19 protein-coding genes are annotated in these 22,446 nt (G+C 70.5%); 7 read left to right on the top strand and 12 right to left on the bottom strand.

Annotated features, from left to right (window positions below; genetic code table 11):
• Positions 1 to 25: 25 nt before the first annotated feature.
• Entirely contained in the window at positions 26 to 268 is a 243-nt protein-coding gene (locus FXO23_RS28550) for a hypothetical protein (protein ID WP_158888553.1), read from the top strand.
• Here FXO23_RS28550 and FXO23_RS28545 read toward each other — a convergent pair.
• The 3 genes from FXO23_RS28545 to FXO23_RS28535 form a co-directional block, all read right to left on the bottom strand.
• Positions 265 to 1,302 carry an acyl-CoA dehydrogenase family protein gene (locus tag FXO23_RS28545; protein ID WP_158888552.1) on the bottom strand — a complete coding sequence of 346 codons (1,038 nt, stop codon included), beginning with the start codon at positions 1,300 to 1,302 and terminating at the stop codon, positions 265 to 267. The genes FXO23_RS28550 and FXO23_RS28545 overlap by 4 nt on opposite strands.
• 46 nt (positions 1,303 to 1,348) lie before the next feature.
• The gene (locus FXO23_RS28540) at positions 1,349 to 3,304 is read right to left on the bottom strand and encodes a glycosyltransferase (protein ID WP_158888551.1); all 1,956 of its coding nucleotides are present in this window, start codon (positions 3,302 to 3,304) and stop codon (positions 1,349 to 1,351) included.
• Between the two features lie 79 nt (positions 3,305 to 3,383).
• Entirely contained in the window at positions 3,384 to 3,848 is a 465-nt protein-coding gene (locus FXO23_RS28535; protein ID WP_158888550.1) for a GtrA family protein, read from the bottom strand.
• Positions 3,849 to 3,951: 103 nt separating this feature from the next.
• Here FXO23_RS28535 and dprE1 point away from each other — a divergent pair, with 103 nt between their 5' ends.
• Entirely contained in the window at positions 3,952 to 5,331 is a 1,380-nt protein-coding gene (gene dprE1 / locus FXO23_RS28530) for a decaprenylphosphoryl-beta-D-ribose oxidase (RefSeq protein ID WP_281356616.1), read from the top strand.
• Entirely contained in the window at positions 5,328 to 6,083 is a 756-nt protein-coding gene (gene dprE2, locus FXO23_RS28525; RefSeq protein WP_158888549.1) for a decaprenylphospho-beta-D-erythro-pentofuranosid-2-ulose 2-reductase, read from the top strand. The genes dprE1 and dprE2 overlap by 4 nt, the downstream gene beginning before the upstream one ends.
• Positions 6,084 to 6,159: 76 nt before the next feature.
• On the opposite strand, the gene FXO23_RS28520 is transcribed toward dprE2, so the two are convergent.
• Entirely contained in the window at positions 6,160 to 7,041 is an 882-nt protein-coding gene (locus FXO23_RS28520) for a WXG100 family type VII secretion target (protein ID WP_158888548.1), read from the bottom strand.
• 297 nt (positions 7,042 to 7,338) lie between these two features.
• On the opposite strand from FXO23_RS28520, the gene FXO23_RS28515 reads away from it, so the two are divergent.
• Complete coding sequence (locus FXO23_RS28515; RefSeq protein ID WP_246257959.1) at positions 7,339 to 7,854, top strand: YceI family protein; 516 nt, start codon at positions 7,339 to 7,341, stop codon at positions 7,852 to 7,854.
• Here the strand turns inward: FXO23_RS28515 and FXO23_RS28510 are convergent.
• Positions 7,842 to 8,438, bottom strand: coding sequence for a hypothetical protein (locus tag FXO23_RS28510; RefSeq protein ID WP_158888546.1), 597 nt, complete (start codon positions 8,436 to 8,438; stop codon positions 7,842 to 7,844). The genes FXO23_RS28515 and FXO23_RS28510 overlap by 13 nt on opposite strands.
• Before the next feature lie 25 nt (positions 8,439 to 8,463).
• Positions 8,464 to 9,354, bottom strand: coding sequence for a hypothetical protein (locus FXO23_RS28505; RefSeq protein WP_158888545.1), 891 nt, complete (start codon positions 9,352 to 9,354; stop codon positions 8,464 to 8,466).
• 186 nt (positions 9,355 to 9,540) lie between these two features.
• On the opposite strand from FXO23_RS28505, the gene FXO23_RS28500 reads away from it, so the two are divergent.
• Positions 9,541 to 12,495, top strand: coding sequence for an arabinosyltransferase domain-containing protein (locus FXO23_RS28500; protein WP_246257958.1), 2,955 nt, complete (start codon positions 9,541 to 9,543; stop codon positions 12,493 to 12,495).
• A 215-nt stretch (positions 12,496 to 12,710) separates the two neighbouring features.
• Here FXO23_RS28500 and FXO23_RS28495 read toward each other — a convergent pair whose 3' ends face one another.
• From FXO23_RS28495 to glf, 3 genes are read right to left on the bottom strand one after another with little or no spacing between them, the layout of a single operon-like run.
• Positions 12,711 to 13,715 (bottom strand): decaprenyl-phosphate phosphoribosyltransferase, encoded by a 1,005-nt coding sequence (locus FXO23_RS28495; RefSeq protein ID WP_158888544.1) that lies wholly within the window; start codon positions 13,713 to 13,715, stop codon positions 12,711 to 12,713.
• Positions 13,715 to 14,287: a phosphatase PAP2 family protein gene (locus tag FXO23_RS28490; protein WP_158888543.1), complete on the bottom strand. Its 573-nt coding sequence runs from the start codon at positions 14,285 to 14,287 to the stop codon at positions 13,715 to 13,717. The genes FXO23_RS28495 and FXO23_RS28490 overlap by 1 nt, the downstream gene beginning before the upstream one ends.
• On the bottom strand, positions 14,280 to 15,503 hold the full coding sequence (glf, locus tag FXO23_RS28485) for a UDP-galactopyranose mutase (protein ID WP_158888542.1): 1,224 nt from the start codon (positions 15,501 to 15,503) through the stop codon (positions 14,280 to 14,282). Before glf ends, FXO23_RS28490 begins: the two co-directional genes overlap by 8 nt.
• A gap of 78 nt (positions 15,504 to 15,581) precedes the next feature.
• On the opposite strand from glf, the gene FXO23_RS28480 reads away from it, so the two are divergent.
• The gene (locus FXO23_RS28480; protein WP_158888541.1) at positions 15,582 to 17,552 is read left to right on the top strand and encodes a DUF6541 family protein; all 1,971 of its coding nucleotides are present in this window, start codon (positions 15,582 to 15,584) and stop codon (positions 17,550 to 17,552) included.
• Positions 17,553 to 17,733: 181 nt separating this feature from the next.
• On the opposite strand, the gene FXO23_RS28475 is transcribed toward FXO23_RS28480, so the two are convergent.
• The gene (locus FXO23_RS28475; RefSeq protein WP_158888540.1) at positions 17,734 to 18,621 is read right to left on the bottom strand and encodes an LLM class flavin-dependent oxidoreductase; all 888 of its coding nucleotides are present in this window, start codon (positions 18,619 to 18,621) and stop codon (positions 17,734 to 17,736) included.
• Between the two features lie 65 nt (positions 18,622 to 18,686).
• On the opposite strand from FXO23_RS28475, the gene FXO23_RS28470 reads away from it, so the two are divergent.
• A complete protein-coding gene (locus FXO23_RS28470; protein WP_158888539.1) occupies positions 18,687 to 19,502 on the top strand; it encodes an HAD family hydrolase in 816 nt (271 codons plus the stop codon).
• 173 nt (positions 19,503 to 19,675) lie between these two features.
• On the opposite strand, the gene FXO23_RS28465 is transcribed toward FXO23_RS28470, so the two are convergent.
• Together FXO23_RS28465 and FXO23_RS28460 are read right to left on the bottom strand one after the other, a co-directional pair.
• Positions 19,676 to 20,410, bottom strand: a complete 735-nt coding sequence (locus FXO23_RS28465; RefSeq protein ID WP_158888538.1) for a lysophospholipid acyltransferase family protein — start codon at positions 20,408 to 20,410, stop codon at positions 19,676 to 19,678.
• 47 nt (positions 20,411 to 20,457) lie between these two features.
• Positions 20,458 to 22,140, bottom strand: a complete 1,683-nt coding sequence (locus tag FXO23_RS28460) for a hypothetical protein (protein ID WP_158888537.1) — start codon at positions 22,138 to 22,140, stop codon at positions 20,458 to 20,460.
• Positions 22,141 to 22,446: the final 306 nt, after the last annotated feature.

The raw sequence follows: 22,446 nt of genomic DNA, 5'->3' as shown, positions 1-22,446 counted from the left end.
ATCGGCCACTGCTGTTCTGGATGCCATGGCCGATACGAAACCCGCACTCATCCTGCATCTAGCCGCCGGTGGCGAACCCCTGGTGTTCGCGCTGCCCACCGAGGAGGAAACCGATCTCGAAAGCAAGCTCGCCAAGTTCCTCAAGGCCGGTTCGGTGGAAACCTTCCGCACCAAGGAGGGCGCCGAGGTGACCGTGAACTTCGCCCAGGTGGCGGTCGCCTACGTCGACGATCTGCAACGCAAGAGCAAGGTCTTCGGCCTGCATTAGGGCGCGAGCAGCCCCAGCAGGCCCGCCTTGACCTCCGGGCGGCTCGCCGCGACCAGGGTGAAGGTCGCCTCGCGCACGAGCCGCTCGGCGGTGTGCCCGCCGAGGACCGCACCGCTGCCGACCGTGGTGACCAGCGCACCGGTCGCCCGGAACGCCAGTTCGGACGCGGCCGCCCGGGCGGCGGGCAGGGCCGCCGGATCGGCGAGCCCGGCGTCCAGCCGGGCGCGCACCTGGTCCTGTTCGGCCCGCAGCCGGTCGGCGACCTCGGGTTTCCCGGCGTCGGCGATCAGCCGGGCGGCCCGCCCGGCGAGGCCGAGCGCCACGCAGCCGTTGAGCCGGGAGCCGATCGTGCTGGTGGCGACGAAGTCCGCGTGGGTGACCCGGGTGGTGATCCGGTCGTCGGGCAGGAAGTAGCCGGTGAAGTGCAGGCGCACGGTGTTCGTGCCCTGCGCGGCGACCAGGCGCAGCGGCTCGGCGGTCAGCGACTCGCCCGCGTTCGCGTCGATCAGGCCGCTGACGATCACCCCGCCCCGGCCCTCGGCGTCGACCGTGGCCGCGTCGCGTGCCGAGATCTGCAGCACGTCGACCAGGCCCCAGCCGCTGACGAACGGCGCCTCGCCGTCGATCAGGTAGCCGCCGTCCGCGCGCTTGGCCCACAGCCGGGGCGGATGCGGGATCGCGCCCGCGAAGGCCACCCCGCCGCGCAACCGGCCGCGCACGGCGTCGGCGAGGTGCCGTTCGCGCAGTTCGGCGTTCTCGGACGCGACCAGGCCGTTCACCACGCCGTGGTGCTGGATCCAGGTGAACGTCGTGGCCAGGCAGCCCCCGGCGAACGCCTCCAGCGCGGCGACGATTTCGCCGAACTCCAACCCCGGGCCGCCGTGTTCCGGCGGCGCGGCCAAACCGTAGAAACCCTCGTCGGCCAGCAGGTCGAAGTGGCCGGGCGGGATCTCGCCCCGCTCGTCCACTTCGCCCGCGGCCGGAAAGAAAACCTCGTCGGCGATCCGGGTCGCCTTCCCCAGCATGTCGGTCATGCCGGTTAGGCTACCCTAATTCCGGCTTACTGAAAACGGATTTCAGTTAGAGGCGGTACAGGCGCTTCCAGTTCTCACGGCTGGTCAGCTCGGGCAGGGCCCGCTTGTACTGCGCCTGGACGGCGTGGCCCTCCTTGCGCAGCCGGTTGATCACCTTGGCGGCGCGCCGGGCCAGGCTGAACATGCGCTCCCGGTCGTACTTGCGGACCCGCACGCCCTCCTGCGAGGCGTCGGTGACCACGGCGGTCTCGAACAGCGAGACGTGCCACCAGCTCGCCTCGTCGTTCGGCACCGCGCCGAGCGCGAAGCGGTGCCGGCCGAGGACCCGGTCGAGGATCCGCTTGAGCAGGATGACCCGCTGCATGCTGGGCCGCGGCGCGGCGTTGATGATGCCGATGTCGTTGGAGGCGATACCGGGCACGTCGGTGGCCGGGTGCCGCTTGGTCTCCGGGTACCGCGCCCGGATCTCGCGGATCTCCTTCATCGCGGCGACCCCGCCGTCGGCCAGGATCTCCGGGCCCTCCAGGAAGTCCTCGACGGCCTTGATCAGGGTGTGCGTCAGGCCGTACTGCATGCCGAGCAGGTACCGGACGACCTGGGCCAGCAGCACCCGGGACAGCAGGTTCAGGTTGAACGGGCTGTGCAGGGCCGCGGTGATGATCGAGTTGCGCAGGTTGAAGTACCGGTGCCACTCGTCCCAGTCCTTCCAGTGGAAGTCCGCGTGCCAGACACCGGCGCCGGGCAGCGTCACGGTCGGGAAACCGTGCGCCCGCGCGCGGTAGCTGTACTCGGCGTCGTCCCACTGGAAGAAGAACGGCAGCGGGTAGCCGATCTCCTTGACCACCTCGTACGGGATCAGGCACGACCACCAGCCGTTGTACCCGGCGTCGAGGCGGCGCTCCTGGCGGTTCGGCTTGAGGGTCTCCTCGTCGATGCCGAGCAGATCGGCGGTCTCCAGGCTGTGCTCGACCGGCTGACCGGGCTCGAGCGTGTTCAGCCGCGCGTACTCGGCGCCCACGTGCAGCTGGTGCGGGTGCAGCAGGTTGAGCATCTGGCCGCCGACGATGATCGGGTTCGCGGCCTTGTTGGAGAACGCGGTCAGCCGGATCACCAGGTCCGGCTCCAGCAGCACGTCGTCGTCCATGAACAGGACGTTCGCGTGCTCGGTCTCGGTGTGCCCGGCCACCTCGTACAGGCCGCGGGTGAAGCCGCCGGCGCCGCCGAGGTTCGGCTGGGTGATGTACCGCAGCTTGTCGCCGAGGTCGGCGGCCACCTGGGCGAACCCGGCGCGCGAGTCGACCCGGTCGGTGCCCTGGTCGGCGACGTAGATCGCGTCCAGGGTCTCCAGCGAGGACAGGTCACCGGCGAGGGCTTCCAGGTTGGACAGGCAGTCGTCGGCGCGGTTCATCGTGCAGATGGTCACCGCGGTCGGCCGGATCTTCTCCGGCGCGTCGACGGTCCAGCGCACCCGCTCGACGGTCAGCGTCTGCGCGGCCTCGGTCTCGAAGTCCAGCCACAGCGCGCCGCCGTCGTAGAACTTGTCGATCTTGGCTTCGAGCGTGACCAGTTCCTGCTCGGCGCCCGCGATCTCCTGTGCCGCAACGACTCGCGGCTCACCCTCCACATCGGACGCACCGACCGAGAGGTGACCGGAGCCGGTGACCACGGCTTCCACGGTGACCGAGCCGGCGGTCGTCCAGCGCTGCCAGTAACTGGCCGGGAACCGGCCGAAGTAGGTGTTGCCGGACACGCTCGCCGACTCTTCGAGGGTGATGCTGTCCCGGCGGCGGGTGACCACGCCGAAGAGCACCTCGGCGTAGAGGTCCTTGGTCACCTTCGGGGACGGGCCCGAGTACAGCCCGCGCTGGGCGAGCAGGCGGCCCTGCGGGGTGCGTTCGGAGAACGTGGTCTGCTCCTCGGTCCGGGCGCTCGCGTGGCTGCCGTTCGTCTGGGGCGCTGCCTTGGCCACCGCGGCCGATCCGGTCGCTGTTTTACCGGGCATTAATACTCAGTCCTCCCAAGGGACAATCATCACGCACAAGCCAAGGTACAGGTTCGATCCGAGAAGGCTTCACAGCCGGTCACGCGGTTTGTTCGGTACGCGGCGTATCGCGAAACACGACCCACTTGAGCATCACGAAATTGATGCACGTCGCGGTTGCCTGCGAGATCACCCAAGCCAGGCTGGCCTTCCAGGAGGACTCCGGCAGCAGGTGCAACATCCAGCGGTTCACGCCGACCGCGACGAAGAACGTCACGCCGTAGAGCAGGATGAAGGCGCCGATCTGTCCCATCCCGGACTTGCGCCCGGCGGAGAAGGTGAACTTGCGATTCAGGAAGTACGCGGTCGTGGTGCCGATGATGAAACTGATCGCCCGGGCGATGTCGACCCACGGCGTCGCGTCCATGCCGAGGGCGCGCAATGCCTGGTAGGAGCCGAAATCGACGAGCGCGCAGAAGCCGCCGATGAGCCCGAAACGGATGAGCTGCGCGAAGAGGCCCGGGGAAGCCGTTGTCGCGCCGGCCTGCGGTTCGGTCGCCACCACTGCACTACCTCACTCAACTGGAGGTTCACGGACCCGGAAAGTGTAGAAGCGGTCACCGGAGGGCTACATATCGGCCCGGGAGCGGCGTGGCTACCCTGGTCGCGTGACTCAAGGGACCCCTGAACCAGGCATCGAGCGGCGGACCCTCACCGGCTGGGCACGCACCGCGCCGACCGTGTGCGACGTGCTGACCACGCCGGACGTCGAAACGATCGCCCGCGCGGTGACCCGAGCCGGGGAACGCGGCGTGATCGCCCGCGGCCTGGGGCGTTCCTACGGCGATCCGGCGCAGAACGCGGGCGGCCTGGTCGTCGACATGACCGCGTTGAACAGAATTCATTCGATCGACCCGGACAGCGGGCTGGTCGACCTGGACGCCGGGGTGAGCCTGGACGAGCTGATGCGCGCCGCGCTGCCGCACGGGCTCTGGGTGCCGGTGCTCCCGGGCACCCGGCAGGTCACCATCGGCGGCGCGATCGCCAACGACATCCACGGCAAGAACCACCACAGCGCGGGCAGCTTCGGCAACCACGTGGTGTCGATGGACCTGCTCACCGCGGACGGGCAGCTGCGGCGGCTGACCCCGGACGGCCCGGAAGCCGAACTGTTCTGGGCGACCGTCGCGGGCTGCGGCCTGACCGGCATCATCACCCGCGCCACGGTCCGGATGACCAAGACCGAGACCGCGTACTTCATCGCGGACCTGGACCGGACCGCCGATCTGGACGAGACGATCGAGCTGTTCAGCAACGGTTCGGACGACAACTACACGTACTCCTCGGCGTGGTTCGACACGATCTCCACCGGCGCGAAGCTCGGCCGCGCCGCGTTCGGCCGCGGTTCCCTGGCCCGGCTGGAGGATCTGCCGCCGAAGCTGAAGGCCGATCCGCTGAAGTTCGACGCGCCGCAGCTGGCGACGCTGCCGGACGTCTTCCCGAACGGCCTGGCGAACAAGCTGACCTTCGGCGCGATCGGCGAGCTGTACTACCGCAAGACCCCGAAGGCGGCGCGCGGCAAGATCCAGAACCTGACCGCGTTCTACCACCCGCTGGACCTGTTCGGCGAGTGGAACCGGGCGTACGGCTCGAAGGGCTTCCTGCAGTACCAGTTCAGCACCCCGCCGGGCGCGTACGACGAGCTGCGCCGGATCGTGCGGAAGGTCGCCGAGTCCGGGCACGTGTCGTTCCTCAACGTGATCAAGCGGATGGGCGAGGGCAACCGGGCGCCGCTGTCCTTCCCGCACCCGGGCTGGATGATCTGCCTGGACTTCCCGATCAAGGACGGGCTGAGCCGGTTCTGCCAGGAGCTGGACGAGGACGTGCTCGGGTTTGGCGGAAGGCTGTACACCGCCAAGGACTCGCGGACCGGTCCCGAGCAGTTCGCCCAGATGTACCCGCGCCTGGACGAATGGCGCAAGGTCCGCCACTCGGTGGACCCCGATGGCGTTTTCGCTTCAGACATGAGCCGAAGGTTGGAACTGTGATCGACGCTGTGGGCAACCCCCAGTCCCTGCTGCTGCTCGGCGGCACCTCCGACATCGCGCTGGCGATCGCGGAGAAGTACCTGGCCGAACGCCCGCTGCGGGTCGTGCTCGCCGCACGGCCTTCGCAGCGCCGCAAGGAAGCCGCGGAACGCTTGCGCACCAAGGGCGCCGAAGTGTCCGAAGTGGACTTCGACGCGAAGGACACCGCGTCGCACCCGGCGGTGCTGGACGAGGCGTTCGCCGGGGGCGACATCGACGTCACGGTGGTGGCGTTCGGGTTGCTCGGCGACGCGGAAGAGCTGTGGCAGGACCACGCCAAGGCGGTCGAACTGGCCACGGTGAACTACACCGCCGCGGTGTCGGCCGGGGTCGCGCTTTCGGAGAAGCTGAAGAAGCAGGGCCACGGCGCGGTGATCGCGCTGTCCTCGGTCGCCGGGGAACGGGTCCGCCGCTCGAACTTCGTGTACGGCTCGAGCAAGGCCGGTTTCGACGGCTTCTACCTCGGCCTCGGCGAGGCGCTGCGGCCGTTCGGGGTCAAGGTCACCGTGGTCCGCCCGGGTCAGGTCCGGACGAAGATGACCGAGGGCATGGGCAAGGCGCCGCTGGAGCAGACCGCCGAGCAGGTCGCCGAGGTCGCGGTGGACGCGGCGCGGCGCGGCAAGGGCCTGGTGTGGGCGCCCGCGCAGTTCCGCCTGGTGATGTCGGCACTGCGCCACGTGCCCCGCCCGATCTTCCGCAAACTCCCCATCTGATCGGTCGTTCCATGAGGGGACCCCTCCGGACGGATCTCGTCTGGAGGGGTCCCCTCATGACACCTCACCGGGCAGGCTACCGGGTGAGGTTGAGGAATTCGGCCTGTTCGCGGTCGTAACGGCGGATCAGGCCGTTGCCGTAGCGGTCCCACCAGTTCTGGGTCTGCCCGCCCTGGTGCGTGGTGGTGTGGCCGTAGATCTCGCGGTCGTAGGCGATCCGGGCGTCGCGGAACTGCTGCTGGAACTCCTCCGAGGTCATGCCCCGGATCGTGTCGATCGCCTCCTGGCTCAGCGTCGCGCTGCGCTCGATCTCGGCCCCAGCCATCGAGTTCAGGATCGCCTGCACGCCGCCGACCCCGCGCATGTGCGCGCCGGACATGATCGCCGCCTGCACGCCCGCGTCGGTGAAGTGCAGCGCGCCCGCCTGCCGCGCCCGGGCCGTCATCAGCTCGGTCACCACGGCCCGTTCCTCGGCGCTGCCTGCCCCGTGTTCCCGCCGGGCGGCCATGATCTCGTCGTAGCCGTTGTGCATGTGCTCCCGGAAGCCGTACGCCTCCCGCACCCCGCCCTGCTCCCCGCGCACACCCTCGGACCGCATGATCGACTCGACGACCCGCGGATCGAGCCCGCCCGGGTTCGCGGCGCGTTCCTGGCCACCGCCGCCGTAGCCGCGCGCGGTCGCCTGGTCCGCGTCGTCGTAGCCGTCGGCGACGGCCTGGACGCCCGAGCTGATGTCGCTCATCAGCCGGATGAACTTGCTCAGCCCGCCGACGAGCTGCCGTTGCAGCGCCGCGTTCGCCCCGGCCACGCTGCCCCCGATGGCCGCGAACGCCAGCCCGTCGAGGACCAGCGTCTCCAGGTCGCGGGTCACCGATCGCGCGCCCGCGTTGAGGTCGCGGACCGTGTCGTTGATCGATCGGACCGCCGCGGGTTCGACTCGGTAGCTTGTCCCGGCCACGGCAACTCCCTCCAGTGAACGTCTCCGGCTAGACCATCCCCCATCGGCGAACCCACGCGGACGGCCGAATTACCCACCGCGGCGGTGGCCGTAGTACCGGCAGCTCCACCGATCGGCGGAGGCCGGGAATCGACCAGTCGTGCGGAAAGACCCGCTTCCGGGTCGATGCGCGCGCGGGCCCGGCCGAGCACGCTGGATGCCAGGTCCGTTACCGCAGGTCACGAGGGGGAAAAGGGCGCATCCGGGCGGTACGATGCCTCGCCTGGGAGCGCCCACCCCACTGGGGAGGAACAAACCGTGAACACCTCGATCGCCATTCCGCCCGCCGGTGAGTACGTCATCGACACCGAGCAGTCGAGCGTCGCCTTCACCACCAAGCACATGTTCGGGCTGGGCACGGTCCGGGGCACGTTCGCGCTCGGCGGCGGCCGGATCCAGGTCGCCGATCCGGTGACCCGGTCGGTCGCCGAGGCCGATGTCGACGCCGCCAGCTTCACCACCGGCACCCCCGCGCGCGACAACGTGGTCCGCTCGCGGCAGTACCTGGACACGGCCCACCACCCGGTGTTCCGGTTCACCGGCGGGCGCGTCCGCCAGGCTTCCGAGGTGTGGCTGCTGGAAGGCGATCTGACCGTGCGGGGAGTGACCCGGCGGGTCAGCCTCGGCCTGGACCGCGTCGAGGTGCACACGGGCACCTTCGAGGCACGCGCGCGGACCCGGATCGACCGGTACGAGTTCGGCATCACCACCGCCAAGGGCATGACCGGGCGGCACCTGGACCTGGTGCTGACGGTGCTCGCCTACCGGGCCTGAGCGGCCAGGGCGTCCCGGATCGCGGCCGCGCCGGCGGCCGGATCGTCGGCGTAGAACTTCAGCACGCGGGCGGTCCCGGTCCGGCCGAGCGGACGGGTCACCGTGACCGGTTCGCTCAGCTCGACCACCAGGTTCGTCTCCCAGTTGAGCGCGAGCACGAACTCGCCGTCCGCGAGCGTGATCATGCGCTTTCCCTGGTGGTTCTCGGGTTTCCGGTGCACCGCGCACACCTGGCGCACCGGCACCCGGAGATCGAGGAAGGCGCCCAGCCGGATATGTAAGTCCTTTGTGGACACCGCATGCGGGCGGACCACGGTGGCCGCGTAGACGCCCAGCACCAGCAGCACGCTGTAGAGCTCCAGCACGAGCAGCAGCCCGTGCAGCGCCGGGCCGAACGGCACCAGCAGGAACAGCGATCCCTCGACGAGGGTCAGCACGCCGGTGACCAGCAGCAGATGCCGTTGCGCCCCGGCGTAGCCGATCTCGGTGGCCCCGGGCGCGAGATTCCGGCGGCGGCCCAGCAGCAACCCCAGGCTCGCGAACGTCCGCATTTCGTTGCGCAGGTACCGCCGCCACGCCCGCATAGTCCCCCAACCCCCGGTGGTCGGGTCAGAGTTTACCGGCTCCGCGCGCCCAATCGTCGAACAGCAGGTCCACGTGGTGCTCGTGGTAGCGGGCAAGATCGAAGACGGGCACGGACTTCGTCCACCGGCCGTCCGCGCCGTGGGTGAACCCGTCCTCGGCGGCCTTCTCCGCCTTGCCGAGGTGCAGCAGGGAAACCGTGCCGTCCGAGTCGATTTCGTCCACCTGGCAGGGATGTCCGCGGTACTCGGCGCGGGTGGTCACCTCGGCGAGCCGCGCACAGCGGCCGACCGGGACCTCGGCTGTCCACATGCGACTGTCCGGGCCCTGGGAAAACAAGGCGGGGTCGGGATTGTCCGCGCCGGAAACGGAAAGGACGATCCGGCCGCCCACCGGATACCGGGCCGGGTACTCGGCTCCGGAAACCGTGGCGAGAATTCCCGACCGCGGGCGGTCGTCCGGCGCGGGGGCGGGCGACCGGCGCGCGAACCGCCGTTCCACCCAGCGGTCGAACAGCAGATCCCGTTGCCGCTCGTAGTACCCGCTCAGCTCGGTGATCGGGATCTTCTTGCGGAACTCGTACCGGTTCTGCTGGATGAAGCCGTTTCCGGTGGCCCAGGCCGGGTCCCATTCCGCGTACCGGACGCCCGCGAGCCCGGTGTCACCGATGTTCTCGATCAGCACGCTGTGCCCGCGGTACTGCGCGTAAACGTCCACGGAATACACCCGGACGCACCGGTCCGCCGCGATCCGCCCGCACCACTGAGCGTATTCGTCGTTCCAGGAGAACAACTCCGGATCCGGGTTCTCCGCCTGCGGCGAGTTCAGGTGCACGGTGTCGCCACCGGTGTACGAAGCTTCGTGCAGAACACCGCCGACCAGCGCGAAGGTGCCCCGACGGAACGCGGGATAGCGCACGGCGTCCCCACTTCCCCGACTGCCTGTTCAGTTGCCTACTTTGCGTGATATCCAAACACACCTTCGCGGGAACCGCCTTTCGTGCCGGCGACGGACGTTAACGGGCGGTCAAACTTGGGTAAGCAGTACCACTGCCGGGCCGCCGGGCGTCGGGCGACAAGATCGACCTCAACTAGGGTGCATGCGGTGCGCACAGTTTCCCCCGACTCGTCCAGCCGCATGACCGGCCTCCGGCGCTGGGGCAGCGCCGGGCTCGGGCTGCTCTCCGCGGTGGCCGCCGTGTTGTTCGTGCTCGCACCGGCCGAACAACACGTGACGACCTACGAATGGCCGTCCGCACCGGGACCGCAGAGCACCGCGCTCCCGCTTTTTCCTTACCAGCCCGAGAGATTCGACGCGAACTTCGACTGCCCGCAACCGCGCGACGGGCTGATCCTGGCCAGCACGCCCCCGGCCGGGCAGACCGGGGAAAAGCTCGGCGGGCCCGAACTCACCGTGCGCGCGGAAAGCGGTTCCGCGGTGGTGAAGGTCGGTTCCACCGAAGTGGCGAAGCGCCCGCTCGGCGGGGCGTGCGCCTGGCGCGTCCACGTGGACGCCGGGGGCACCACGGTCGAAGTGGACGGTCAGCCGGTCGCGCACCATCCACAAAGGCCGATCGTGAGCGGCCTGTTCACCGAGTCGCCGAACCCCTCCCTGCACGTGAGCGTGGTCGCCGACACCCGGTTCGACACCGACGCGAGCGTGCTCAAGATCTTCTTCGGGATCCTCGCCGCGCTGAGCCTGCTCGCGCTGCTGGTCCTGACGATCCGCTGGGACGCCCGGTTCACCCGGCGCGCCCGGGTGCTGCCGCGGCGCTGGTGGCGGCCGCGCCCGGCGGATCTGGTGGTGACCGTGGTCCTGTTCGGCTGGTCGGTCATCGGGCCGCTGACCGTGGACGACGGCTACATCGTCAGCATGCTGAAGTCCCGCGCGGACGCCGGGTTCGTCGGCAACTACTTCCGCTGGTTCAACGCGCCGGAGGCGCCGTTCGGCTGGTTCTACGAGGTCTACCGGCTGCTCGCCGGGATCAGCGCGCACGAGGTGTGGCTGCGGCTGCCCTCGGTGGTGATCGGGCTGGTGTGCTGGATCCTGCTGGACCGGCTCCTGCTGCCCCGGCTGATCGCCCGCCCGACGGCGTGGACCCGCTGGGTGTGCGCCGCGGTCTTCCTGCTCTGGTACCTGCCGCTGAACATCGGCGTCCGGCCGGAACCGTGGATCGTGCTCGGTTCGCTGGTGGTGTTCGCGCTGGTCGAACGCGCGCTGGCGACCAACGCGGTGGCCCCGCTCGCGATCGGGATCGTGGTCGCCGGCGCCACGGTCGCGGTCACCCCGACCGGCGTCGCCGCGTTCCTGCCGTTCGTCGCCGCGATCGGCGGGGTCCTGCGGCTGCTGCGCCGCCGCCGCGACTTCACCTGGCCGCCGCTGATCGGGCTGCTGTTCGCGACCGGCGGCAGCGCGCTGCTGTTCATGTTCTACGACCAGACGCTGAGCACCGTGCTCGAAGCGACCCGGATCCGCACCCAGATCGGGCCGTCGTACGAATGGCAGAAGGAGATCACCCGGTACACCACGCTCCTCGACCCGACCGTGGTCGAGGGTGCGCTGAACCGGCGGGTCCCGATCCTGCTCATGCTGTTCTGCCTGGTCGCCCTGGCCGCGCTGCTGCTCTACCGGCGCACCCCGGGCCTGGCCGCCGCGGCGAACCGGCGGCTGGCCATCTGCAGCGCGCTTTACCTGGTGGCGCTGATGTTCACGCCGACCAAGTGGACGCACCACTTCGGCGCGCTCGCCGGGTTCGGCGTGCTGCTCATCACCGTGGTCGTGCACACCATCGCCCGCGGCGCGCTGCGCGCGGTGTGGGCGCGTTCGGTCACCGTCGCCGTGCTCGCCGCGGTCGTCGCGCTGGCCCTGTCGGCCCCGGACCGCTGGTGGTACATCTCCGGCCTGGGCGTGCTGTGGACGCGGGACAACCCGTCGGTCGCCGGGTTCTCGGTGGCCAACCTGGTGCTCGCCGGGGGCGTGCTGCTCGCCGTGGCCGGTGGGCTGGTCGGCACCTGGCGGCACGCGGGCGACCGGCCGGCGGACCAGCGCGCGGTGCGGTGGCTGCCGTCCGCGGGGAGCCTGCTCGTGCTGGTCACCGTGGCCACCGTGCTGCTGGAGGTCGGTTCGATGGTGCAGGCGGTGGCCAAGCGCTGGGACACCTACACGATCGGCCGCGCGAACCTGGCCTCGCTCACCGGGCGCACGTGCGGGCTGGAGGACTGGCTCGGCGCGGAACCCGACCGGGGCGCCGGGGTGCTGCGGCCGGTGTCCGCCGAACCCGCCCGGCTGGCCGGGTTCCTCCCGAACGCGGGCTTCCCGTCCGCTCCCCCGGCACCCTACGGCTCGGACGCGGCGCACCCGGTGTGGGGCAGCTACCAAGTCCCGAGCGTGTCCGGGGCGCTCACCTCGCCCTGGTACGCGCTGCCGCCCGGGGCGAGCGCGCCGGACGCCCCGCCGCTGGTCGTGGCGCGTGCGGGCTCCGGTACGACCAGCCTGCGGATCGAGTACGCGCGCGCCGACGGCTCCCCCGCGGGCGCCCAGGACGTCGACGCGGGCACCGACGGCGCGTGGGAAGACGCCCGGCTCGACCCGGCCCAGGCGCCCGGCGCGGAGCGGGTGCGCGTGGTGGCGAACTACGACGGCGTCGGGAACTGGGTCGCGGTGAGCGCGCCGCGGCTGCCGGTGCTGGTGCCGACCACCCGGCTGGTGCCGATCGACGAACCCGTCGCCGTGGACTGGCCGAACGCGTTCGTGCTGCCGTGCCGGCGGCCCGCGTCGCTCGCGGACGGGAAGGTGCAGCAGGTGAAGTACCGGTTCGCGCCGGGCGCCGACCGGGAACTGGCCGGGATGGCCTACGACCCGGCCTCCGGCGGCCCCTACGCGCCGCTGGTGCAGCTGGCGAACTCCCGCGAGGTGCCGACCTACCTGCGCGGGGACAAGCTGCTCCAGGAGCCGGTGACGGTGTTCCGGCTGGACTACACGGTGACCGAGCGGGGCATCCGCACCACGCGCACCACCCGCCCGGTCAGCAGCCTGGCGGGCGGCCCGCCCGTCGGCTAGCCCCTGGCCGCGCCCCCGCCAACCCGCACGGAACCGGGAGGAAGGGACCTTTACTCATGTTCTAGTGGAGTAAAGGTCCCTCGCTCACGTCTCGCCGGAGCGAAGGTCCCTTCCTGCCGAGCCGTCGCGGTGGCCCGGGCTCCGGATGTCATGAGGGGACCCCTCCAGACGGAATCTGTCCGGAGGGGTCCCCTCATGGAAACGAAGAGCCGGGATTACTGGGTGTAGTAGGCGACGACCAGGGTGGCGAGCCAGAGGACGCCGAGCAGCTGGAGCACGCGGTCCCGGAGGACGATCTCCTCCGGTTCGCCGCCCTTGCCGCCGTCCACGTCGACCGCGACCCGCAGGATCGCGATCACGAACGGGATCATCGAGATCACCGGCCAGATCGAACCCTCGGTCCGCTCGCGCAGTTCGAACGCCCACAGGCCGTAGGTCATGATCGTGATCGCCGACGAGGTCGCCCACACGAACCGCAGGTAGCTCGCCGAGTACTTCTTGAGCGACGACCGGATCTTCGCCCCGGTCCGCTCGAACAGCATGATCTCCGCGTACCGCTTCCCGGCCACCAGGAACAGCGAGCCGAACGCGGTGATCAGCAGGAACCACTGGGACAGCGTGATCCCCGCCGCCGCGCCACCGGCGATCGCGCGCATCAGGAAGCCCGAGCCGACGATCGCCAGGTCGATGACCGGCTGGTGCTTCAGGCCGAAGCAGTAGCCGAGCTGCACCACCTCGTACACCGCGAGCACGATCAGCAGCTGCCAGTTGGCCAGCAGACCGATCGCCATCCCGCCGAGGAAGAACGCCACCGCGGCGCCGTAGGCCAGCGGCACGGGCACGATCCCGGCCGCGATCGGCCGGTTGCGCTTGGTCGGGTGCGCCCGGTCCGCCTCGACGTCGATCGCGTCGTTGATCAGGTAGATCGAGGACGCGACCAGCGAGAAGGCCACGAAGGCGACCAGGGCGTCGAACAGCACCGTGGTGTTGCCGATGTGGCCACCGGTGAAGGGCGCGGCCAGGACCAGGACGTTCTTCACCCACTGGCGGGGCCGGGCCGTCTTCAGCACGCCCAGCGCGGTCCGGACCGGGCCTCTCTGGGGTGCGGGAGCCTCCACCTCGGCCGCGGCCGGTTGTTCCTCCGCGGGCTGGGCGCCGGAAGTGTCCGGTTCGGCCGAATCGGTGGGACTGGTCGCGGTCTTGTTGGAGGTTTCGCTCACTACCGGCTCCGCTTGTCGCGTTTCATCAGTCGTCGGACCACGCCGCCGACCACCCCGCCGAGCACCGCTCCGGCGAGAACGTCGGTCGGGTAATGCACGCCGAGCACGAGCCGGGAGGCCAGCATCGGCGGGACCAGGGCGGGCACCAGGTTACGCCCGGTCAATCCCGAGTACACCACCGCCGCCGCGGTCGTGGAGGTGGCGTGCGAGGACGGGAAGCTCAGTCGGCTCGGGGTGCCGACCAGGACCTGGACACTCGGGTCGTCCGGCCGGGGGCGCCGCACGACCCGTTTCACCGCGATCGAGGCGGCGTGCGCGCCGACCACTCCGAAGGCCGCGGTGACCCACTCGCGGCGGCGGGGCTTGTCCAGCGCCGCGCCGAGCAGCCCGGCGGCGAACCAGCCCGCGCTGTGCTCGCCGAAGTGGGACAGCCCGCGGGCCGCCTTGACGGTGACCGGGCGGGCGATGGCGCCCTGGACCTTGGCCAGCAGGGCGACCTCGCCGGTGGGGGTGGGTCGTGAGTGGCTAGCCTTTTCACTCACGACCCCGTCGAGGAGGTAGGGCTCAGCCATCGAGGGATCCGTCCAGGGGCGCGCCGTCGGTCAGGTGCGGGGCGATCTTGTTGTCGAACGCGGACAGCGCCGAGCCGATCGCCATGTGCATGTCCAGGTACTTGTAGGTGCCCAGGCGGCCGCCGAAGAGCACGTTGCGCTCGCGCGCCTCGGTCTTCGCCAGCTCGCGGTAGCGCTCGAGCTTGTCCCGGTTCTCCGGGGTGTTGATCGGGTAGTACGGCTCGTCGTCGTCCTTGGCCGACCGCGAGTACTCCCGCACGATGACCGTCTTGTCGGTCGGGTACTCCCGCTCCGGGTGGAAGTGCCGGAACTCGTGGATCCGGGTGTAGGGCACTTCCTGGTCGCTGTAGTTCATCACCGAGGTGCCCTGGTAGTCACCGGTGGCCACGACCTCCTGCTCGAAGTCGAGCGTGCGCCAGCCCAGGCGGCCCTGCGAGTAGTCGAAGTACCGGTCCAGCGGGCCGGTGTACACGGTGGGCGTCCCGGCCGGGATCGCGGCGCGCACGTCGAAGTAGTCGACGTTCAGCCGCACCTCGATGTTCTCGTGGTCGGCCATCTTCTCCAGCCACGCGGTGTACCCGTCGACCGGCAGGCCCTCGTAGGTGTCGCTGAAGTACCGGTTGTTGAAGGTGTAGCGCACCGGCAGCCGGGTGATGATCGAAGGCGACAGTTCCTTCGGATCGGTCTGCCATTGTTTCGCGGTGTAACCCCGAATGAACGCTTCGTAAAGCGGTCGGCCGATCAGTGAGATCGCCTTCTCCTCGAGGTTCTGCGCGTCCTTCGTGTCGATTTCGCTGGCCTGTTCGGCGATCAGCGCGCGCGCCTCGTCGGGAGTGTGCGACTTACCGAAGAACTGGTTGATCATCGCCAAGTTCATCGGGAGCGGATAGACCTGACCTTGATACTTGGCGAACACCCGGTGCTGGTAATCGGTGAACTCGGTGAACTGGGTGACGTAGTCCCACACGCGCTTGTTGGAGGTGTGGAACAGGTGCGCCCCGTACCTGTGCACCTCGATCCCGGTCTCCGGCTCGGCCTCGGAGTAGGCGTTGCCACCGAGGTGGCTCCGCCGTTCCAGCACGAGGACCCGCTTTCCGAGCTGGCTGGCGGCCCGTTCGGCCACGGTCAGACCGAAGAAACCGGAGCCAACTACGATCAGGTCGTAACCGGCGAAATCGTCTTCAGTAATCTTTGGGGGGTTCGTGTGCGCGCTCACGGGCGCTCAGGGTACCCACGTGCCCCGCGCGGACCGCACCGCCCATTCGTTTTCGCGACTGACGACTTGTAGGTAGCCGTGCCAACACCGGACACGTTCTGGACTTACCTGAGCACGATCAGTGTTTATCTGGTCGTGCTCGTGGTCCCCGGCGGTCTCATCGGGGTCGCCGCCGGTCTGCGCGGCTGGGCGCTCGCCGGCCTGACCCCGCTGCTCACCTATACGGCCATCGGCCTGGCCGGGCCGTGGCTCGGGCTGATCGGGCTGCCGTTCAACCCGGCCACCGCCGCCGCGTGCACGGCACTGCTCGCCGCCGCCGCGTACGGCCTGCGCCGGCTGGGCCAGGCCCGTGGATGGAACTCGAAGGATCCGGACCAGCCGCCGACGGAGTGGACCGGGCGGGCACATCTGGCGGTCGGCGCGTGCGTCGCGCTGGCCACCGTGCTCTCGATCATCGTCGTGCTGAACGCCTCCGGGGGCGCGAGCGCGGTCTTCCAGCGCTGGGACACCGTGTTCCACGCCAACGGCATCCGCTACATCGCCGAAACGGGCGACGGCTCGCTGTTCGGCATGAGCACGATCAACTACTACGAGCCGGGCGGCGCGCAGTTCTACCCGAACGCCTACCACCTGGTCGGCGCGCTGGTGTACTCGATCTCCGGGGCGAGCATCCCGGCCACGCTGAACGGCATCACCGTGCCGATCGCCGGGATCTTCGCGCTGTCCCTGGTCGCCCTGGTCCGCCAGTTCGGCGGGCGGGCGGTGCTCGCGGGCAGTTCGGCGATCGTCGCGGGCGCGGCCACCACCGGCGCGTACGAATCGGTGTCGAGCGGGCTGCTGCCGTTCGCCCTCGGCATCGTGCTGACCCCGCTGGGCGCGGTCGCGCTGCAGCGGTTCCTGACCCGGCCGGGCCTGGACACCGGGTCGGTGCTGGCGCTGGCCGCGATCGGCCTGCTCGCCGCGCATTCCAGCGCGCTGTTCGGCGCGATCCTGTTCTGCGTCCCGCAGCTGCTGCAGCGGTGGTTCCAGCGCGAGGGCAAACCGCTGAAGGACATCCTGCGGGTACTGCCGTTCGGCGTCCTCGCCGCGCTGCTCGCCGCACCGCACCTGCTCGGCGCGCTGGGCTTCACCTCGGGCAGCTACCCGTACACGCCGTGGGCGTCGAAGATCCCGGTGACCTCCGCGGTCGCCCAGCTGCTGACCTTCCGCCAGGTGCTGGAGCACCCGCAGGTGTGGCTGTCACTGCTGCTGGTGTTCGGCATCTTCATGGTGCGCACGCTCGGCACGCTGCGCTGGGTCGGCCTGGCCGCGATCGGGCTGTCCGGGTTGTTCGTCCTGGTCGCCTGCTACGGCGCGAACCCGTGGGTGATCGCGTTCTCCCGGCCGTGGTGGAACGACCGGTACCGGCTGATGGCGCTGGCCGCGATCCCGCTGTGCCTGCTCGCCGGGCACGGGCTCGCCGAGATGCAGCGCCTGCTCGCGCGCGCGGTGTCCAAGTGGTCCTGGGTCCAGGAGAACCCGCGTACCTCGGCCCGCCTCGGCCTGGCCACCGCGGTGCTCACCGTGGTCGCGCTGGGCGGGGTCACCAACGGCTTCTACACCACCGCGAACGCGACCGCCGTGGCCTACGCCTACTACAACGGGCCCCGGTCGGAGAACCGCGAGGTGCCGGTGACCCGGGACGAGGTCGCCGCGATGATGGAGCTGAAGAAGTACGCGGTGCCGGGCGAGAAGGTCCTCAACGACCGGCTGGACGGCACGGCGTGGCTGTACGCGATCACCGGCATCCGCCCGGTCGCCGGGAGCTACGACCCGGGGGTGCCGCCGAAGGACGCCGCGTACCTGGCCAACCACTTCCGCGAGTACGACCGGAACCCCGAGGTGCGGGCCGCGGTCGAGCGGCTGAACGTGCGGCACGTGCTGCTCGGCCACGGCTCGATCAAGCCGGAGATGATCCGCGCGCCGGGGATCCGGGATCTGGACGGGCTGCCGTTCCTGCGCCGCGAGTACGCCAACCCGGACGCGGTCATCTACACGTTGCTGCGCTGATTCCCCGCGGAATTGACCGGGCCCCCGTGCGGTACGGCCACCCCTTCCGTAGCGCACGGGGGCCCGCGGTTCCCCCAGCACCCCCGGGGCGAGCTCTTGTACTCCCGTACTACCTGAAACGACGACCGTCGTGGGAAATCGGTTTCCCACCGTAGTCATGATCACCCGAACGGGGTAAGTCCTATGTCGCTTGCAGTTTCGGCAGGACGTCATCGGCTACACGTTCGAGCACGGCTTCGCGTCCTTCGTACGGTCCGCCGGACCGCGGCCAGTGCGTGACGATGTCGGTGAACCCGAGTTCGGCCGCCCGGCCCGCGGCGTCGGTGAACGCCTCCACGCTGGACAGCGAGTACACCGGGGCGGCGTCCAGGCTGAGCACGCGCTGCACCGAGGTGCGCTCCCGGCCCGCCGCCGCGAGCTTCTCGTCGAACCGCGCCGCCTGCTCGGCGACCGCCGTCCACCACTCGTCGAGCGAGTCGACCTTGCGGCCGGTGGTGACCCAGCCGCCGCCGTACCGGGCCGCCAGGCCCATCGTGCGCGGCCCGTTGGCCGCGACCAGGAACGGCAGCCGCGGCCGCTGCACCGGACCGGGCAGGTTCCGCGCGCCCTGCGACCGGTAGAACTCGCCGGTGTAGTCGAACTTGTCCGTGGTGAGCAGCCCGTCGAGCGCCTCGACGAACTCGATGAACCGGTCCGCGCGCTGCTTCGCGGTCAGCTCGGGCTCGCCGAGCACGGTCGCGTCGAAGCTCGGGTGGCCGACCCCGGCGCCGACGCCGAGCACGAACCGGCCGTCGGAGATGTCGTCCAGGGTGATCAGCTCGCGCATGAACGGCACCGGATGCCGGAACACCGGCGAGGCGACGAAGGTGCCCAGCCGGATTCGCGAGGTGACCATCGCGGCCGCGGTCAGCGTGGGCAGCGCGCTGAACCACGGGCCGTCGACCAGGGATCTCCAGCCGAGGTGGTCATAGGTCCAGGCGTGGTCGAAGCCGTACTCCTCGGCGGCCCGCCACTTGGGCTCGGCGGCCCACCAACGATCTTCCGGAAGGATCACGATGCCTACGCGCACGTGCCCAAAGCTAGTGGTGTCCACCGACACTCCGGGCAACGGGCACTCTCGGGGACAATGACCTTGTGGAGAAACCCCGCCTGATCGCCTCGGACGTCGACGGAACCCTGCTCACCCCGCTGGAGAAGCTCAGCGAACGCACCCGCGGCGTGGTGCGCCGGGTGCTCGCCGACGGGGTCCCGTTCGTCCTGGCCAGCGGCCGCCCGCCGCGGTACATCCCGTCGGTCGCGAAACCGGCCGGGCTCACCGGGTACACGGTGTGCGCGAACGGCGCGGTGCTCTACGACGCCGGGGCCGACCGGGTGCTCGAGGTGCTCGGCAAGCTGACCCCGGAGCTGCTGCACGACGTCGGCGTGGCACTGCGCACGGCGATCCCCGGCTGCCGGTTCGCCGCGGAACGGGTCGGCGAGCGCGCGCTCGACCCGGGTTTCCAGAACCTGGTGGCCGAACCGTCCTACTTCAACCCGTGGGGCGACACCGACTGCCACACCGTGCCGCTCGCCGAGGTGCTCGGGCACGACGCGGTGAAACTGCTGGTCAGCCACACCGAAATGACCTCGGACGCGATGGCCGAGGCGGCGCGCGAGGTGCTGGACGGCTCGGTGGACATCACGTTCTCCGCGGGTGGCGGGCTGATCGAGGTCGCCGCGCACGGGGTGACCAAGGCGACCGGGCTCGCCGAGGTCGCCGAGCGGCTCGGCATCCCGGCCGAGCGGACCATCGCGTTCGGCGACATGCCCAACGACCTGGAGATGCTGCGCTGGGCGGGACACGGCGTGGCGATGGCCAACGCCCACCCCGAGGTCCTGGCCACCGCCGACGAGATCACCGCGCCGAACTCCGAGGACGGCGTGGCCCAAGTCCTCGAACGCTGGTTCTGACCTGGCGATCCGCCCCTGCCCAGGCCCCCGCGATAGCGAGGGACCTTTACTCACGTTTTTCCGGAGTAAAGGTCCCTCGCTATCGAATTGCCGGAGCGAAGGTCCCTTCCTCCCCCGGCCCAGCGGATAGGGAGGTGGCGGGATCTCTCGGTCGCTGAGCGAAAGCACGGAGCCTAGTCGCGTCGGCGGTCGAGGTCGGCGGCTTCTTCCGGGGTGGGGGCGGTGCCGCCGAGGTGGGCGGGCAGCCACCAGCGCTCGTCCTCGGTCTTCGGGATCTCCGGGTACTCGGCCTGCACCCGGTCCAGCAGGCCGCCCATCCGCACCCGCAGCTCCTTGGTGAGCACCTCCGGATCCTCGTCCGGGCCCGGCCGCATCGGCTCGCCCGCCAGGATCGAGATCGGCACGTGCCGCCTGGTCAGCGTGCGCGGCCGTCCCTTGGTCCACAGCCGCTGCGTGCCCCACACGGCCATCGGCACCACCGGGACGCCCGCCTCGGCGGCCATCCGCATCGCCCCGGACTTGATCTCCTTGACGGTGAACGAGCGGCTGATGGTCGCCTCCGGGAAGACGCCGACGACCTCCCCGGACCGCAGCCGCTCGACCGCCTCCCGGTAGGACTCCAGCCCGGCCGCCCGGTCGACCGAGATGTGGTGCATCCCGCGCATCAGCGGCCCGGCGATCCGGTTGGCGAAGATCTCCTTCTTGGCCATGAACCGCACCAGCCGCTTCGCCGGGCGCGCCCCCAGCCCGCAGAAGATGAAGTCCAGGTAGCTGACGTGGTTGCAGGCGATCACCGCCCCGCCGGTGGCCGGGATGTGCTCGGTGCCCTCCACCCGCAGCCGGTTGTCGAGGACGCGGAACATGGTCTTCGCCGCCAGGATGACGGGCGGGTACACGAGCTCAGCCATGCCGACAGGCTACGCGACCGTAGGTTACCCACGCGTAGCCTTGTGACCTACGCCGGGCAGGGCACGTGGACGAACCTCGGATCGGCGTCCAGCGCCTGGATCTGCGCCCCCGCCTGCTCGCTGCGCGGGTACACCGCGATCCACTTCGACGTCCCCTCCCGCCGGAACGTCGCGACCTGGTAGCGGTCGGCGTACACCGGGTCCACCGCGCACCGCTGCTTGGCCGAATACCCGTCGGCGGTGGTGACCGCCAGGGCCGGGCGCCGCACGTTGACCACGTAGTCGTAGTCGTTCGCGACCGTGCCGCGGGCGGTCACCACGCGCTCGCCGTCGCGGGCGATGTGCGCGTCGGTGAGGCCGAGCACGTCGACCACCACCAGCTGCCGCCCCGCCCAGTACGCGAGCGGACCGTTGGCGTAGGTGGCCACCACCGAACCGGACGGCAGCCGATCGCCCAGCCAGGCGCCGATCTCGGCCAGTTCGGCGGTCCGCACGCGGCCGTCGCGGATCGCCGGGAGGAACTGGTCGCCGTGGACGGACACCGCCAGGCTCAGCCCGGTGACCGCGAGCCCGGCCGCGGGCACCCAGCGGCGTTCGGTGAGCGGCCGCCGCGGGCGCGGGGACGGCAGGCCCCGCGCCGCGCCCCGGACACCGCAGGCGGCGATCGCGCCGACCGCGAGCAGCGGTGGCACCGCGGCCAGCAGCCGGTAGCCGGGCTCGCCGTCCCCGCCCGCGAAGACGACCGCGACGGAGAGGCCGAGGGCGACCACGAAGATCAGCCAGACCAGCGAGCGCGCGTTCGCCTCGTGCACCCGCCAGCCCCGGCTCCGGCGGGCGAACAGCACGAGCGCGACCCCGGCCAGCACCAGGAAAGCCAGGTGTGCCAAGGAAAAACCGGCGAGGTAGCGCCAGCCGCCGGCCAGCCGTTCGCCGAGCGGGCCGCCGAGTTTCACGACCACCGCGTTGGGCACCGGCTCCCCGTAGTAGAGCACCCGCCACGCCGTCCACGGCACCACCAGCACCAGCGCGCCCAGGGCGAACCCGGCCGGGGCCCACCAGCTCGCCCGGTTCCGGGCCGCCTCGAAGACCAGCCACAACCCGGCGAGTAGCGCGAGCACCAGCCCGCCCGGCCGGGTCATCATGGCGAGCGCGACGAGCACCCCGGCCACGACCGGGCGCCGCGCCGCGAGCGCGGTCAGCACGGCGAGCACGCCGAAGACGAAGAACGGCGTCGCGCTGCCGGAGGGCCCGTACGCGGCGAGGCCGTTCGCCCCGGCGGTCAGCACCGCCGCGAGGACGCCGAACGCGGGCCGTTCGCGGGCCGGGTCACCGGCCGCGCGGGCGACGATCCGGTTGACCAGGAAGTACGCCAGCAGCACGCAGCCGAGGGCGCACAGCACGCCGAGCACCGCCGCCGAGGCCGGGATGTCCAGGCCGAACAACGCCTTCGACCACGCGATGAGCACCACCCAGGCGAAGTCCGAGTAGCCCTCCACCCGCTCGCCCTGGTTGAAGACGGCCCCGCTCCCGTCGGCGATGTGCTGCGCGTAGCGGAACGGGACGAACGCGTCGTCGGTGATCGTGGCGAACAGGAGCTGGTGAGCGACTGACAGGGAAAGGACGAGCAGCAGGACGCCGCCGCGCCAGCCCGGATCGGCGTTCAGCCGCGGCCATCCGGCGAGCACGAGGACGGCCAGCAGCAGCCACGCGCCCGCCACGACGACCACCACTGTCCCTCACCCTCTGGGGGACGCCCCCACCCGAGCGCGCCTGGCATGTCTATGCACAAGTATCGACCACCACCGCCAAACGTTTCTATTGGGTGACGATCCGGGTTTCCGGGCAACACCACCCGAGCCGGTGAACTCGCCGGCGAATCGGTTTCCGGGCGCGCATAACCGGTCGTCGACAATTCACCACTTTCGAGTGAAATGTGGCCACGCTGCGCGGCTCGGCGCAGTGCCGAGGACCATTCGCCTCATCAGTTCCAGTGACGATTGCCACTGGTCATCGAATTGCCCGCCGAGGCAACCACG

The sequence above is a fragment of the Amycolatopsis anabasis genome, from assembly GCF_009765355.1.
Classification (GTDB): Bacteria; Actinomycetota; Actinomycetes; order Mycobacteriales; family Pseudonocardiaceae; genus Amycolatopsis; species Amycolatopsis anabasis.
This window is presented reverse-complemented; position numbering and strand designations above follow the sequence as displayed.

Excerpts from the sequence above, each read along its gene's own strand:
- FXO23_RS28550 (WP_158888553.1), top strand. The coding sequence starts at position 26 with ATGGCCGATACGAAACCCGCACTCATCCTGCATCTAGCCGCCGGTGGC.
- FXO23_RS28490 (WP_158888543.1), bottom strand. The coding sequence starts at position 14,287 with ATGGCTGAGCCCTACCTCCTCGACGGGGTCGTGAGTGAAAAGGCTAGC.
- FXO23_RS28540 (WP_158888551.1), bottom strand. The coding sequence starts at position 3,304 with ATGCCCGGTAAAACAGCGACCGGATCGGCCGCGGTGGCCAAGGCAGCG.
- FXO23_RS28465 (WP_158888538.1), bottom strand. The coding sequence starts at position 20,410 with ATGGCTGAGCTCGTGTACCCGCCCGTCATCCTGGCGGCGAAGACCATG.
- FXO23_RS28510 (WP_158888546.1), bottom strand. The coding sequence starts at position 8,438 with ATGCGGGCGTGGCGGCGGTACCTGCGCAACGAAATGCGGACGTTCGCG.
- FXO23_RS28545 (WP_158888552.1), bottom strand. The coding sequence starts at position 1,302 with ATGACCGACATGCTGGGGAAGGCGACCCGGATCGCCGACGAGGTTTTC.